The organism is Fluviispira multicolorata (assembly GCF_009208585.1).
GTDB classification, from domain to species: Bacteria; Bdellovibrionota_B; Oligoflexia; order Silvanigrellales; family Silvanigrellaceae; genus Silvanigrella; species Silvanigrella multicolorata.
Window position 1 is genome coordinate 413,269 of record NZ_WFLN01000006.1, and the last position, 14,274, is coordinate 427,542.

A 14,274-nucleotide genomic window follows, 5' to 3' on the forward strand; every position below is an offset into this window, starting at 1 on the left:
TTCTATTTTAAAGTTAGTTTGATGAGGATGCTTTTTTTATTTTTGCAATGGCTTCTTTATAATCTTCAAAATTAAAAACAGCACCGCCCGCAACAACAATATCCACTCCGAGTTTAGCCAATGTATTTGCATTTTCATGACTAACACCTCCGTCTATCATGATATCGAATTTTAAATTATTTTCGCCGCGAAACTTTGACAATTCTAAAATCTTTTTATGCACACTGGGAATATGAGCTTGTCTAGAAAACCCCGGATTAACAGTCATTAAGGTGACCTGATCGAGTGTTGGCAGTAAATATTCAATATCTTTCCAATGCGTAGCAGGGTTTAAAGCAATTCCAGCTCGCTTTCCAGCATCTTTAATTTTTGTGCAAATTCTATGGGGATGTAATGATGTCTCTATATGAAATGAAAGAGTGTCTGCGCCCGCAGCTAAATAATTTTCAAAAGAAAAATCTGGATTAGTGACCATGATATGTACATCTAGGTGCATACTTGTTATTTTTCTCATTTGTTCAATAAAGGGAATGCCGATTGTTAAAAGTGGAACAAAATGTCCATCCATAACATCGAAATGAATACTGTCCGCTCCACTCATTTCTAATTTACGAACCTCATCTTCGAGTCGCATAAGATTCCCGGCGGCAATGGATGGTGAAACTTTTAATTCTTTGTTCATTTAAGTTACCTTTTTACTATTTAAATTGGTGTGACATAGGTATGAATAAGAGTTTTTTCACCTACAGAATTTTTATCAAACTTAATTCTGAGTCTATACCCAGAAGTGCTTTTTTCGATTTCTCGAATAACACCTTCACCAAAAACTTTATGCGAAACTTTTTGTCCTTTTTTCCAGACAGTGTTTTGAATATTATCTTGGTTACAATTATTATTTTCATTGTTTAAGAGATCGTCACCTTTAAAAATTCTGGGTTTGTCAATAAAGGTTGGTTTGGAAATAATTTTTCCAAATTCTCTCGGAACTGATTTTTTAGGAGAGTCTACCCAATCTAAGAGTTCGAAAGAAATTTCTGAAATAAAACGACTTTCTTGTGCAGGTAAAAAATCTTTATACCTGTTACGTTTGCAATTTGTTAAGATTAATTTATTTTTTGCCCGTGTAACGGCTACATACATAAGTCTACGTTCTTCTTCAACTGCTTCAGGGGAATCGATTGAATTTTGATGAGGAAGAATTCCTTCTTCGAGTCCTGCTATAAAAACTTTAGGAAATTCAAGCCCTTTAGCGGAGTGAATAGTCATTAAGGTGATTGCATTAGCAGTGCCCTGTTGAACATTGACAACAGTTGGTTCAACTGTGAGCATAGCTTGCTCTAGAAAACGTGAGAGCTTTTCCATTCCTGTAAATGATTTTTGTTCTTGTTCAAATTCATCTTCATAATTTAAATTTTCAAATTCGATAATGGCATTTTTTAATTCGATAATATTTAGCCATCTTTCATCAAAATCTTCAGGATATGAATTTCTTAAATATTCTTCAAAATTAATATCTGAAATCAATTCTGAAATAGTTATAGAAGGTTTATTATGATATTCAAGATTACTTCTCCATTTTTGATAACACATTACAAAGTCTTTCACGGCTGCAATAGAGCGAGAAACTTCATTTTCAATTCCACCATAAACTATTTCTGTAATTGTTTTTAATAAATTTTCATCGCGAGTATAAGAAAGTTCTTTAAGTTTTAATAAAGCTTTATCCCCAAAGCCTCTGCGGGGAGTGTTTATTACTTTTTGAAGAGCAGCATCATCTGTTGGATTAATAATTAATTTTATATATGCTAGTAATATTTTAATTTCTGCTCTTTCATAAAAGCGAACTGAGCCATAAATAATATAAGGCATCATTCTTCTTCTAAGTTCGTCTTCAATAGAACGGCTCTGTGCGTTTGTTCTATATAATATACAAAAATCAGAAAATTTTCCATTTGTTTGCACACCAGAATAAATCTCATTTGCAATGAATTTGGATTCTATATAAGGATCGTCACAAGACTTTATTTTAATTTTTGAACCAGAATCATTATTAGTAAATAAAGTTTTGTCAGCACGAGTTCTATTATTTTTTATGATATCCGTTGCAGCTTGAATAATATTTTTAGAGCTTCTATAATTTTCTTCAAGTTTAAATACTTTTGCATTGGTATAAAGATTATGAAAGTTTAGAATAAAGGTTGGTTCTGCTCCTCGCCATGAATAAATACTTTGATCATCATCTCCCACAATAAATAAATTTTTGTTTTTTGAGCTTAAAAGGTGAATGAGTTTAAATTGAATTGGGTTTGTATCTTGAAATTCATCTATTAAAAAATAACGAAATCTATTTTGTAAAGATTCGAGGACATGTGGTTTGTTTTCAAGAGTTTTGAACATCACTAAAAGCAAATCGTTAAAATCCATTGCATTTTGTTGTTTTAAAGCGTGTTGATACATTGCATATATTTTTTGAATAAGTTCGGGATCGTATTGTTCACCAAAACTTCTCAGTTGATATCTTTGTTCTCGAGTAGATATTTCTATATTATTTTTCAATTCAATTAAATACTCTTCAGGTGTATTGCCTTGGTTTTTAATTTTATCAATTTTTGATTTAACTGTATTGACTGATAATAACTTGTCAGAAATATTTAGTTTTTTTAAAATATCTTTTAATAAACTTTTTTGATCATCGTCGTCATAAATTGAAAAACTAGAATTATATCCAGCTTCTTCAGCATATATTCTTAAAAATTTTGCACAGAATGAATGGAAAGTTGAAACAATGACATTTTTTGATCGCTTTGTTCCTATGTATTGTTCAACTCGTTCTTTCATTTCTTTCGCAGCTTTATTTGTGAAAGTAACTGCTAATATTGCTCCAGATGGAATATGTTCATGGGTAATAAGCCAAGCGATTCTAGAACAGATAACCTTTGTTTTGCCACTGCCTGCCCCTGCGTAGACAACGGCGGGGCCGTCTTTATGTGTACAAGCAGTAAACTGAGCTGGATTAAGGCTTGTGAAGTCCGGTATTTCTGTTTCATTAAACATTTTTAAGTCTGTCCTTTAGCGTTCATTTCAAAAAAATTTTATAAATTACTTTTTTTTCTTTTTCTTCGCTTTTTTTTGTTTTGCTGTCTGCGAATTTTTTTTGCTATTCACATTTTTTCTCTTTTGATTTTTAACTGCAGCTAAACCAGAGGATCCAACAGCAAGTCTTCTGATTTTTTTCAAATATTGCTCTTCTAATGCTTGTGCACGAGATTTATGTAATAAATTTGAATAAAGTGGATTGTTTTCAATATTTGAGGTCAAAAAAACATGTTGTCTTTCTTGATCAAATCCTTTTTTCTTAAAAAATTTCACGGCTCTTTCATTGCTTGGGTCAGTATCAGCCATGATAATGCGGACACCTTCATTTTCAACAAAGGCTTCAACTACTTTATCAATTAACTTACTTGCAACTCCCTCTCTTTGCCAATTGGGATGCGCGCAAAGCCAAACGATGTATCCATAGCTCCAAGCTGTGCCCGGTTTAGACATTACTGTGCCTAAGACAAAGCCGACAATTCGTTCATCGTCAGAATCTATTCCCTTTTCAAACTCATCATTTTCGGCTACAAGACAGTAATCACCATCTGTGTTAAACATTGTTGTAACTTCGTATTCATCCCAACCGCGATAAAGCATAGGCCAGAGATCAGCACGAAAACAGGTTTCGCCTAAGTTGTAGACTTCTGCGAGATCTTGAATTTCAAGTTCTCGAACTGAAAAACTTCTTTTTCCTTCAAAAAATCTTTTTTCTTCTTTTAAATCTTCTTTTTCACGTTCCTTTTCTCTTTTTTCTTTTGAACTCATATAAATTCCTTTTGTAGCTAAATAATATCTATTTAGCTATATCGTAAGGAGAGCAAAACACAAAGTTTGGTCCCATTTCAATGGTGATTTTGCCATCTGCATTGGAAATGAGATCTCCATCGAGAGAATATGATGTGTTTTCTTCACAAGTGATAATAGCTTTCTGAAATTTTATGGAATTAACGTTGGATAAATTGTAAATACTACGACCAGTTAAAGCTTTTATAGCTCCTTTTAAGAGCTTAGAGCCTTTTTCTGCTATGGTTATCATTTCTGCTGAATTATCACCCATAATAACCTTCTTAAAAAATCGAGATGTCAAAGGCAACTTTGGGACAGTTGATGCTAAAATCATACTATATTTGTCGCTTAATTGTACAGATGATTTTTCATTGGCAGAAATTGATGTAGGGAATATTTCGATTTTCATTTGTTGTTGTCTAACAATTTTATGAAATTCTCCATTTAATTTCCCTTGAAAAATTCCATCAGCAATATATCCTGCCACTTTTAGGGCGGCACCAAAGGAGTTGGTTTTATCTTTATAAAATTCTTCTAAAAATGAGGCAGCAACTCCATTTGCAAAGATAAATCCAAGTCGCCCATTGACATGGATTGTACTGAGAATAGCTTCTTTCATGGTATGTTTTTTGCTGATGAGCTGTATTGTGTCTTCTAGGCACGTTCTTGCATCGTTTTTAATACCTAAATTAGAAGCAAGAAAGTTAATGGTTCCTCCTTTAAGGAGAAGAATTTTAGGAAGTCTATCCGCACCATATGCCTTGTATAGAGCGGAGAGAACAAGACTAATACTTCCATCGCCACCAACAATTCCAACTAGATTGATATTTCTTTCGCTAAATTCTTGGCACACTTGATTAAGCTGCTCAAGAGAGCGGGTCACTTCAAGTTGTCCGTTATTGGCTAAAGTATACCAAAGATGAGTGTTGTACTCAGGGTTGAGTTTATTGATTTTTGCAAAAGGGTTGGAAATAATTCCGACTCTGAGCATTGTAGATTCCTTTTCAGGGAGTAAACCCTATGACTCGTAAGAAAGAGATTGTGATAGTTGATGATGAAACACAAAATGATAAGACGAAAAAAGAAAAAAAGAAGTCTTTTGTTCGTGTCTCTGCGCATGAAAAATTGAAAACATCAAACTCATATTTAAAAACAAATAAAAACTCCAAAGTAAAGCAACAAGATTTACTCGATGCAGAAATATTGAGTGATGATGATTCAAATGAGTCATCGAGAGATCACGATATAATAGATGTAGACAATTATAAAGACTCCGAATCTGAAGTCATTTTAGATGATGCAGACATTCTACCTGCATTGAAAAGTGAAGATTCTGATTATGAAGATGAAGATATTGATTTAGAAGATGCACTTGATATTACAGGAAAAGAACCCGCACTTGTTACAACCAATGCTTTGCAAAGATATCTTGCTGAGTTACGCAGATATTCACTGATGACACGTGAAGAAGAAAAAGAAGTAGCCATACGAGCCTATGATCACAATGAAATTAGTGCCCGTAACCAGCTTGTAACTGCAAATCTACGTCTAGTAGTAAAAATTGCTATGGAATATCGCAGAGCGTATTCTCAAATTCTAGATCTCATTCAAGAAGGAAATGCGGGGCTTGTGCAAGCGGTGAATCGTTTTAACCCTTACAGAGGAGTTAAACTTTCAACCTACAGCGCATGGTGGATCCGCGCCTATATTTTAAAATTTCTAATGGATAATAAAAGTCTTGTTCGTATGGGAACTACAGATGCACAAAGGAAATTATTTTTTAGGCTGAGAGGAGAAGCCGAAAGACTTTATGCTTTGACGCAAAAATTTGATGCAAATTTACTTGCGGAAAGGATCGGAGTTCAGCCAAATGATGTCATAGAAATGCAACAAAGATTAACTAAAAATGATGTGTCTCTTGATACACCTGTGGGTGAAGAAAATGATGTTCGTCAAGTTGATTTGCTTTTGTCGGACACAGAAGATCCAGGACTTTCATATGAAAGAGAACAACTTTTAAAAATACTAAGAAAAGAAATGGCATTTGTTGAAAAAGATCTTAATGAACGTGATTCATTTATTTTTCATAACAGAATAATGTCAGATGAGCCGATTACACTTCAAGATGTAGGTGATAAATATGGTATTACTCGAGAAAGAGCTCGGCAACTTGAGGCACGTGTTATTAAAAAAATAAAAGATAGAATTATTGCCTCTGGAATAATGAAATGAGAATAAAATTATTTTTATTAATTTTATTCTCATTTATATTTAATCAATTTTCATATGCAATAAATAAGCAAAAAATAGTTACTCTAGCACCTAATTTAACCGAAATTGTTTTTGCTCTTGAACTAGAAGATCAACTTGTTGGCAATACATTTCTATGCGATTTTCCAAAACAGGCACAATCAGTTTATAAAGTAGGTCAATACAACGACCCAAGTCTTGAAAGAATATTAATTTCAGGTGCAAATGTTGTACTTGCAACAGAGGGAAATCCTGTTTCAAAATTAAATAAGCTAAAATCTTATGGTATTAAAATTATAGAGGTCAATCCAAAGATTGCAGATGATTTACCAAAAATAATCAATAATATCGCAGAGAGCTTAGGCGCTAAAAAAAAAGGTATAGAATTATCTAGAGATATTCAAAAAGCAATTAATTCTTTAGAGCTTAGAGTAAAAAATAAAAAATCTTTTCTATTTGTATTGCAATTTAATCCTATTTATTCAGTGAGTGAAGAAACTTGGCTTGGAGATTTATTTTTAAAATCAGGATTGAAAAATATTGTTGGTAAAAGTGTAATTAAATATCCGATTATTTCTACTGAGTTTTTACTTAAAAATAAGCCTAACATTATATTAGTTGGTGCCATCAAAGGAAAAAATGAAAAAGAATCTTTAGCTATACAAAGAGAAAATATAAAGAAAATTTTTGGCAAAGATTCTGAAAAAATTGAGGTTGTATTGGTTCCAAAAGATGTTTTGGTAAGACCAGGACCAAGAATTACAGAAGGAATTAAGTTTATAGAAGGTTTGTAACTTGAAATCAAATTTTTCAATTAAAGTTTTTATAGTTTATTTAATGCTTTTACTCATTTCAGCTTTTTTTAGTATTTACTATGGTTCAGTAAATATTTCGTTTATGCAGTTTTTTTCTAGTTCCAGTGAATTAGAAGATATTCCAAGTAAAATATTAGAATTAAGAATAAATAGTTTGCTTCAAGCAGCACTCGTTGGCGCTATTTTAGCATTGAGTGGGTGTGTATTGCAAAGAGTATTGAGAAATCCACTTGCAGACCCATTTATTTTAGGAATATCTTCTGGTGGAACTTGTTTTTTATCTTTATCTATATTGATAAATTATCCCCCTCTATTTTCAATAATATCTTCACAAACCTTTATACCTATAAAATCTTTTCATGCATTTATAGGATGTATAGTTTCATTTCTTATTCTTTTTTCTTTTAGAAGAAAAATTAAAACTGTAAATGATGAATATGTATATCCTGTCATTGGAATTATTATAAACTCCTTTTTTTCAGCCATTTTAATGATGGTTATCACTATTGCTAAACCTGAGCAACTTGCAGAAATACATAATTTAATGATTGGAACCCTTCAGCCGATTACCTTTAATCAAATTTTCTTTTTTTATGCTATGTCTATTTTTCCAATTATTTTTATTTTAAGAAACGCAAAATATTTTGATTTTATGATTTTTGGTGATGATTTTTCAAAATCATTAGGGATAAACTCTTTGAAAATAAGATGTATTTCTATAGTTATGATTTGTATTCTAGTTTCTTTAGTGGTATCAACTGCAGGATCGATTGGATTTATAGGATTAATTATTCCACATATGATTAGAAAAATTCATCGTTTCTCACCATTTTTTGAATGTATTCTGTGCATGCAATTGGGTGCTATTATACTTATAAATGCTGATACTTTATCTCGCTCCTTATTTTCGCCAGCACAGTTGCCATTAGGAATTTTCACAGCAATTTTAGGAGCCCCTATTTTGGCATTCATTTTAATTAGGAAGCAAGTTTAATGAGTGCTTTTGTTTTTAAAGCAGAAAAAATTTTTTACTCGACTCCAAATCACAATATATTGTTAAAAGATATTAACTTTGAATACAATGAAGGGGATATTGTCTGTTTACTTGGAAATAATGGTGCAGGAAAAAGTACATTGATTAAAATTTGTGCAGGTATTTTGTCAGCTTCATTTGGTAACATACTAATAAATAAAAATAATATCAAATGTATAGGGAAAACTCAGCAGTCCCAATTGATCTCTTGGCTTCCTCAATCTCTTTACAGGGCCGAGAATTTTAATGTTATCGAATTTTTAAGTTTAAATAGTCTTAGAGTAAGCAAAAATATGCAAAAGTCGAATTCAGAATTACCATTTGACTTTTCTAATGCTTTAAGAGATTTTGATATCCTTGATCAGGCTAAAAAAGAGCTTATTCTCTTAAGTGGCGGAGAGTGGAAAAGAGTTCAATTGGCTCGACTTTGGTTAAGAAAAGCTAAAATTTTGTTTCTTGATGAGCCTGACGGAGATTTAGATTTAAAGCACAAAATAAATCTTGTAGGAAAATGTAAAGAATACGCTCAAAAAAATAAAGCGATTATCTTTATAACGTCTCATGATATTCATTTTGCAAAAATGGTTGCAAATAAAATATGTGCATTAAACAATGGGATTTTTGTTTGGAATTCTGAAGCGGATATTTTTTGGAGTTTAAATATTCTGCAAAAGCTTTATGGGTTGAATAAGAATGATGAAAATCATTTTTATTCTAAATAGACTTTAAAGTATTTAAAGTAAGAATTATCCTAAATATTGAGTGAGAGGTATTAAATATGAAAGATGATTCAAATAAAAATAACGATATTATCGACGCTGAATTTGTTTCAGACTCAACTCCTAATAATGATTATACTGAAACAACTTCTGCTCAAGATAAATTGAATGACCTAACAGTTGAACCAAGTATTGAATATACCTCTTATCAATCATATTCTAAAATAGGGCAAGATAATCAATTTAAATCTTTTTCTTGGTCCTTTTCAAATAGCTCAAATACCATAAAAAAAAGACCATCATTTTTAACGATAATTTTTTTAATTCCAATTATTCTATTAATATTTTCTATTTTTCTAGTTTTTGGATTATTAGCATTTGTCATTTTTTTGCCAAAATTGTTCTTAATCTTAAAAAGAAAGGGTATTTCTGGGCTTAAAATGGATTATAAATTAATCAGAGGGCTTTTTGAACGATTCAAAATGAAGTAAAATAAAGACTGTCAAAGCTTTTCTTTATTAAAGGTGTAAAAATGCCGGTTCATGCCCCCGATTTGCCTTCTCAATTTAAATGGGTCAACTCATCCCAACAGTTAAGCCTGTCCCAATATTTAGGCCATCCTATTTTACTTAATTTTTGGACTTATTGTTGTATTAATTGCATACATATGCTATCAGATTTAAAGAAAATTGAAGAAGAATTTTGCCCAAAAGGGCTTGTTGTTATTGGTGTGCAATGTGCAAAATTTTCCCATGAAAAAGACTTTGAGAGTATTAATGAAGCTTGTCATCGTTTAAATATTCAACATCCAGTTATTGTAGATGAAGAAATGTATTTATGGAAAAAATATGCTGTTCGTTCCCTGCCTACTTTTGTTTTAATAGACAGTGACGGAAAAATTATATTTACAGCGTCAGGCAAAAATATATATGAAGGCTTAAAAGAACAAATATCAACTTTGATTCAAGATAAAAATCTGCCAGAAATAAAACTATTAGAATGGGCAAATATTGAAGATAAACTAAATCTGCGTTATCCAACTAAAGCTGTTGCCGCTAAAATGAATGATATAATTAATTATTTTATTTCAGATACTTTCAATAATCGAATCGTACATTTAAATTCAGAAGGAAAATTTATTTCTTCATTTGGTGAAGGAATATTAGCTTCACCTCAAGGCTGTTGTGTGTGGAAGAATGAACTTATTGTTTGTGATTCTGAGCATCACCGTTTACTTGCTTTCGATTTAGAAGGCAGTCCCCAACGCAAATATCGAGTGCTAGCGGGTAAGGGAGAAAAAGGAATCTTTGAAACTCGTTCTGAATTTGTTGCAAAACTTGCTCCAATTAACTCACCTGCTGATGTCTGTGTGTGGGGCAACGATCTTGCTATAACGTGTGCAGGAAGTCATCAAATTGTTCTATTTGTTGCAAAAGATGAGTCTATTTTGCACATCGCTGGATCGGGGCGTGAAGACATTGTCGATGGTCCAGCGTCGTTTGCTGCATTGGCTCAACCATCTGGTATAACAGCAATATCGGATACTATTTTGGCATTTACAGACAGTGAAACAAGTTCTATTCGACTTATTGTAAAAAATTGGAATGAATCAGGCAAAACTATGATAGTAAGCCTTGTAGGAGAAGGATTATTTGATTTTGGGTTTCGGGATGGGCTTGGCGCAGAGGCAAGAATGCAGCATCCATTAAGTTGCGCATGGAGCCCAATTTCGCAAAATCTTTATGTTGTTGATAGTTACAATAACGCATTAAGAATATATTCAGTTGATAAAGATTATCTTGGCACTGTTACTTTATCGGAGGGATTAAATGAGCCTTCTGGAATCTATTGGTTTGAAGGAAAGATTATTATTTCAGATACAAATTCACACAGAATTATTATTCTTGATGAAGATAAAATAGATCAAAAAGATAACATCGACTCTTTAGAAGTAGCTCAAGTAGCAGAAATTTATTCTGGTCCATTTGGACAGATATCAGACGTTCCAAAATATATGCTAACCCATAATTTAGTTTAATTCTCTTTGTTTAATATTATATAAATATGTATTTGATTTGCTTACTTTGAACGGAATTATGCGTCAAGATTCTTTTTGTTGCATTTGGTAAGCTAATAATATTGCGATATTTTTCTAAGTATTTTATTACACTCCTTGAGAAGAATATTTATATTTTTCATTTTTTTATATGTAATATATTTTTAATTCATTTAATATATAATTAAAATTGTAAGGAAAATAAATGCTTAAAGATAAAATTATAAAACCAAAAAGAATTAAAATTGGTGACACTGTAGGAATATTTACTCCTTCGACTCCTGCAAATGTTTTATTTAAAGAAAAATATTTACATGCAATTTCTGAATTAAAAAGAATAGGTTTTAATGTTATTGAAGGAGATTTAACAAAAAAATCTGTTAAACAAGGATATAGGTCTGGCAATCCCAAAGAAAGAGCTCAAGAGTTTATGGATTTGATTGAAAATCAAAATGTAGATTTTCTGATGTCTACAATTGGTGGTTATAATTCTTCTTCATTGATACCATATCTTGATTTTGATATCATAAAAAAAAATCGAAAAATAATCACTGGATACAGTGATATAACATCACTCCATATGGCAATTTTAACGCAATCAAATTTATCTACTTTTTATGGTCCCGCAGTTGTACCCACATTTGGAGAATGGCCTCATGCATTTTCTGAGAGTGTAGAATCATTTTTAACATTAGGTACAAGCATTCACTTAAGAAATTATAAGCAACCTTTTTTCGAAAAATGGAGCAATCATTTTAGAAATGCATTCACAGATGAATGGAAAAGCGTAGAAAGAAAATATGAATTTAACAGTGGATATAAAATCATATCCAGTGGAGTTATTGAAGCTCCAATTATAATAGCAAACTTAAATACACTTTGTTCTCTTGCTGGTACCTCATACTTTCCTGATTTTTGCGATAATATTTTACTTATTGAAGAGGAGTGCGCTGATTTTGCTGAAGAAGAAAGGAGTTTAACTCAACTAAAGCTTATGGGTGTATTTGAAAATATTAAAGGGCTAATAGTTAGCAAACCAGAGTTTTTAAATAATAAAGGAGCTGATTTTTCTTACGAAGAATTAATAATGGAAGTTGTTGGAAAGAGAAAGTATCCAATAATTTATAATTATGATTGTGGTCATACACATCCAATGCACACTCTTCCACAAATGATTAATATTAGATTAGAAGCATTACAAAATAATGTTAATATTACTTTTTTAGAGTCTGCTGTGGATATTTAATAATAGAAATTTTACAAAAGGAAACTGTAAATGATAAAATTTATTTGCTTTAATAGATTATATTTTTTTGGAATTTTCTTATTTTCTATGAATGCAAATGCTGATATAGCAATTGTTTACTGTGCAAATGATAAAAAAAAATGGCATTGGTTAAATAAAAAAAAAGAAATTGTTCGCGGTAAATGGGAAAATAAATTTGTTAAACCATGGTTATACAAGAAATATTTTATTATTAAAGGTGGAATGTCTAAGGTCCATTCTTTACAAGAACAGTGTATTCTTACATTTGGCTCCGAATTTCATTATGCTCAGCCAGCAGAAATTGGCTCAGAAGATTGGCATGTGTTTGCTATTAACGATGATACTTTAATAAAGGGTATTAGCAGTTATAGAACATTCTCTATTAGAGTATAATTGTCATGGCCATGAAATAACTGCTCTAATTGATGATAAAATAGCAATAATGGTATTAAGACATATAGTTTTTTATTTTTCCAAAAATTTGCTTGCGAAAATCGTCAGTAAGTTAGATTATAAGATGTTAGGATTTTAGCATTTAAATTTATTTCACTTTTTTCTATTTAGGAATCTTGTTTATGTTTTATTAAATGGAGGTTAATTGTGTATAAAAATATATTAATGGCTATTGATTTTTCAGAAGTTACCGAAGCAGTTGCAAAAAAAGCATTTCTTCTACGTGAAATCACTCAGGCAGAAGTTCATTTATGCTATGTTTTAGGGCTTGAAAATGTTTTGACTCCTGCTTCTTATTTTTATTATCAATCCTTTGATTTTAATGAAAATGTTTTGGAACCTCTTAAGAAAAAATTTGAGGATTATTCAAATAAACTTGGAATTAAAAAAGAAAATATACATTTTTTAAGAGGCAATGCTAAAGAAGAAATTTTGAATTTGGCAAAGGAAATAAATATCGATGCAATTATCGTTGGTGGGCATGACCATTCTCGTTTAGGAATGTTAGGTTCAGTTGCCGCAGTTCTTTCAAATAAGGCTGATTGCGATGTGCTCATTGTAAAAAAATAAATTTCATTGTTATTTGAGGTTTTTATATATTATGTCTATTTATAAAAAAATACTTGTTTGTACCGATTTCTCTGAAGATAGCTTAAAATATTTAGGAAAATCTTTTCTGCTTGCAGAGTCTTTTCAAGCAGAAACTCATTTATGCCATGTTGTGTTACCTGCAGCTTCTATTCCAATACATGGTTATTATTATCCAATGGATATTGATCTTGAAAAAAAGATTATGGAAAAAGCTGAAGAAAAAATGACAGAAGTAGCTGCACAGCATAAATTAGACGCATCTAAACAGCATGTTTTTTTTGGAAATCCAAAACCTGGCATAGTTGCCTTTGCAAAGGAGATAGATATCGATCTCGTTATTGTTGCTGGTCATCATCACTCATTTATTGGAATGTTGGGCTCAACCGCAAATTATATTGCAAATAAAATTCACTGCGATGTTCTTATTGTGAATAATTAATTTTATTTAAATACTTCCCATTCTTCTTTTAAGAGTGAATATATGTACATATCATATATATATCCATTCTTTATTAGATGTTTTCTTAATAATCCTTCCCTTTGCATCCCAAGTTTTTCCATGACTCGAAAGCTTCCTATATTTTCTTTAATACAGAGGGCTTCAATTCTTCTTATGTTGAGCGTTTTAAAAGCATGGTTAATTAGAACCTGTGAAGCTTCTATTCCGTATCCTTTTCCCCACCAGTCTTCACCTAGGGCATAGCCAAGCTCTAAAGTGTTTTCTCTGCACAGTTTTCCTTTAAAGAGCCCCACCGTTCCTATCATTTTTTCTCGACCTTCGGATTGAATAAAAATTCCAAAAGGATTTAAGGGGTCTCTAATATTTAAAGCTCGACTGCTTCTGACGAAATCAAGAGCATCTTTCAAGGTTTTGTGCGTATCAAATGCTGTGTAGCGAGTGACGTTGCTATTTTTGGCATAATAAAAAATATCTTCAGCATCTTCTTCCGTTATATATCGTAAACGAAGTCTTTTTGTTGAAAAAGAAGGGGAATTGCTTTGCTTCATGACTCTGTCCTCTGTATTTATTAGGACTTAATAATATAAAATATTTTATGATTTGTCAAAATTATTTAAGTATAGAAAGGGATTTTCAAAAGAATTTTTATTGATGGGGTGACTGAGGGGATTCGAACCCCCGCATGATGGAATCACAATCCATTGTCTTAACCGCTTGACTACAGCCACCAGATCTGTGCAACAGCAAT

The 14,274-nt window shown here is 31.5% G+C and carries 15 protein-coding genes and 1 tRNA gene; 10 read left to right on the forward strand and 6 right to left on the reverse strand.

Translation table 11 applies throughout. The annotated features are described in order from the left end of the window. Positions 1-13: 13 nt before the first annotated feature. The 4 genes from rpe to GCL57_RS08220 are packed head-to-tail and all read right to left on the reverse strand — an operon-like array spanning position 14 to position 4,873. Complete coding sequence (rpe, locus tag GCL57_RS08205; RefSeq protein WP_152212868.1) at positions 14-682, reverse strand: ribulose-phosphate 3-epimerase; 669 nt, start codon at positions 680-682, stop codon at positions 14-16. 20 nt (positions 683-702) lie between these two features. Further along, positions 703-3,054, reverse strand: a complete 2,352-nt coding sequence (locus GCL57_RS08210) for an ATP-dependent helicase (RefSeq protein WP_152212869.1) — start codon at positions 3,052-3,054, stop codon at positions 703-705. 45 nt (positions 3,055-3,099) lie between these two features. Continuing rightward, complete coding sequence (locus GCL57_RS08215; protein ID WP_152212870.1) at positions 3,100-3,861, reverse strand: GNAT family N-acetyltransferase; 762 nt, start codon at positions 3,859-3,861, stop codon at positions 3,100-3,102. 28 nt (positions 3,862-3,889) lie between these two features. Next, entirely contained in the window at positions 3,890-4,873 is a 984-nt protein-coding gene (locus GCL57_RS08220; protein ID WP_152212871.1) for a diacylglycerol/lipid kinase family protein, read from the reverse strand. 29 nt (positions 4,874-4,902) lie between these two features. On the opposite strand from GCL57_RS08220, the gene GCL57_RS08225 reads away from it, so the two are divergent. The 10 genes from GCL57_RS08225 to GCL57_RS08270 all read left to right on the forward strand — a co-directional run bounded on the left by GCL57_RS08225 (position 4,903) and on the right by GCL57_RS08270 (position 13,505). Then, the gene (locus tag GCL57_RS08225) at positions 4,903-6,114 is read left to right on the forward strand and encodes an RNA polymerase factor sigma-32 (RefSeq protein ID WP_152212872.1); all 1,212 of its coding nucleotides are present in this window, start codon (positions 4,903-4,905) and stop codon (positions 6,112-6,114) included. Further along, a complete protein-coding gene (locus GCL57_RS08230; RefSeq protein ID WP_152212873.1) occupies positions 6,111-6,926 on the forward strand; it encodes a helical backbone metal receptor in 816 nt (271 codons plus the stop codon). The genes GCL57_RS08225 and GCL57_RS08230 overlap by 4 nt, the downstream gene beginning before the upstream one ends. A 1-nt stretch (position 6,927) precedes the next feature. Beyond that, positions 6,928-7,941, forward strand: coding sequence for a FecCD family ABC transporter permease (locus tag GCL57_RS08235; protein ID WP_152212874.1), 1,014 nt, complete (start codon positions 6,928-6,930; stop codon positions 7,939-7,941). Further along, positions 7,941-8,702 carry an ATP-binding cassette domain-containing protein gene (locus GCL57_RS08240; protein ID WP_152212875.1) on the forward strand — a complete coding sequence of 254 codons (762 nt, stop codon included), beginning with the start codon at positions 7,941-7,943 and terminating at the stop codon, positions 8,700-8,702. Before GCL57_RS08235 ends, GCL57_RS08240 begins: the two co-directional genes overlap by 1 nt. 56 nt (positions 8,703-8,758) lie before the next feature. Continuing rightward, positions 8,759-9,190 (forward strand): hypothetical protein, encoded by a 432-nt coding sequence (locus GCL57_RS08245; protein WP_152212876.1) that lies wholly within the window; start codon positions 8,759-8,761, stop codon positions 9,188-9,190. Between the two features lie 41 nt (positions 9,191-9,231). Further along, on the forward strand, positions 9,232-10,737 hold the full coding sequence (locus tag GCL57_RS08250) for a redoxin domain-containing protein (protein WP_152212877.1): 1,506 nt from the start codon (positions 9,232-9,234) through the stop codon (positions 10,735-10,737). Positions 10,738-10,960: 223 nt separating this feature from the next. Beyond that, positions 10,961-12,001: a S66 family peptidase gene (locus GCL57_RS08255; RefSeq protein ID WP_152212878.1), complete on the forward strand. Its 1,041-nt coding sequence runs from the start codon at positions 10,961-10,963 to the stop codon at positions 11,999-12,001. Between the two features lie 30 nt (positions 12,002-12,031). Further along, positions 12,032-12,415 carry a hypothetical protein gene (locus GCL57_RS08260; RefSeq protein WP_152212879.1) on the forward strand — a complete coding sequence of 128 codons (384 nt, stop codon included), beginning with the start codon at positions 12,032-12,034 and terminating at the stop codon, positions 12,413-12,415. A 207-nt stretch (positions 12,416-12,622) separates the two neighbouring features. Beyond that, positions 12,623-13,045, forward strand: a complete 423-nt coding sequence (locus GCL57_RS08265) for a universal stress protein (RefSeq protein WP_152212880.1) — start codon at positions 12,623-12,625, stop codon at positions 13,043-13,045. A gap of 31 nt (positions 13,046-13,076) precedes the next feature. Continuing rightward, positions 13,077-13,505: a universal stress protein gene (locus GCL57_RS08270; RefSeq protein ID WP_152212881.1), complete on the forward strand. Its 429-nt coding sequence runs from the start codon at positions 13,077-13,079 to the stop codon at positions 13,503-13,505. A 2-nt stretch (positions 13,506-13,507) separates the two neighbouring features. Here the strand turns inward: GCL57_RS08270 and GCL57_RS08275 are convergent, their stop codons facing one another. Continuing rightward, entirely contained in the window at positions 13,508-14,074 is a 567-nt protein-coding gene (locus tag GCL57_RS08275; RefSeq protein WP_152212882.1) for a GNAT family N-acetyltransferase, read from the reverse strand. Positions 14,075-14,178: 104 nt separating this feature from the next. Then, positions 14,179-14,254 (reverse strand) — tRNA-His (locus GCL57_RS08280). Positions 14,255-14,274 lie beyond the last annotated feature (20 nt).

Bases quoted from the DNA above. Each gene is read 5' to 3' on its own strand.
- GCL57_RS08225 (WP_152212872.1), top strand. From the start codon at position 4,903: ATGACTCGTAAGAAAGAGATTGTGATAGTTGATGATGAAACACAAAAT.
- GCL57_RS08230 (WP_152212873.1), top strand. From the start codon at position 6,111: ATGAGAATAAAATTATTTTTATTAATTTTATTCTCATTTATATTTAAT.
- GCL57_RS08260 (WP_152212879.1), top strand. From the start codon at position 12,032: ATGATAAAATTTATTTGCTTTAATAGATTATATTTTTTTGGAATTTTC.
- GCL57_RS08245 (WP_152212876.1), top strand. From the start codon at position 8,759: ATGAAAGATGATTCAAATAAAAATAACGATATTATCGACGCTGAATTT.
- GCL57_RS08215 (WP_152212870.1), bottom strand. From the start codon at position 3,861: ATGAGTTCAAAAGAAAAAAGAGAAAAGGAACGTGAAAAAGAAGATTTA.
- GCL57_RS08275 (WP_152212882.1), bottom strand. From the start codon at position 14,074: ATGAAGCAAAGCAATTCCCCTTCTTTTTCAACAAAAAGACTTCGTTTA.
- GCL57_RS08220 (WP_152212871.1), bottom strand. From the start codon at position 4,873: ATGCTCAGAGTCGGAATTATTTCCAACCCTTTTGCAAAAATCAATAAA.
- GCL57_RS08255 (WP_152212878.1), top strand. From the start codon at position 10,961: ATGCTTAAAGATAAAATTATAAAACCAAAAAGAATTAAAATTGGTGAC.
- GCL57_RS08270 (WP_152212881.1), top strand. From the start codon at position 13,077: ATGTCTATTTATAAAAAAATACTTGTTTGTACCGATTTCTCTGAAGAT.
- rpe (WP_152212868.1), bottom strand. From the start codon at position 682: ATGAACAAAGAATTAAAAGTTTCACCATCCATTGCCGCCGGGAATCTT.
- GCL57_RS08250 (WP_152212877.1), top strand. From the start codon at position 9,232: ATGCCGGTTCATGCCCCCGATTTGCCTTCTCAATTTAAATGGGTCAAC.
- GCL57_RS08240 (WP_152212875.1), top strand. From the start codon at position 7,941: ATGAGTGCTTTTGTTTTTAAAGCAGAAAAAATTTTTTACTCGACTCCA.
- GCL57_RS08210 (WP_152212869.1), bottom strand. From the start codon at position 3,054: ATGTTTAATGAAACAGAAATACCGGACTTCACAAGCCTTAATCCAGCT.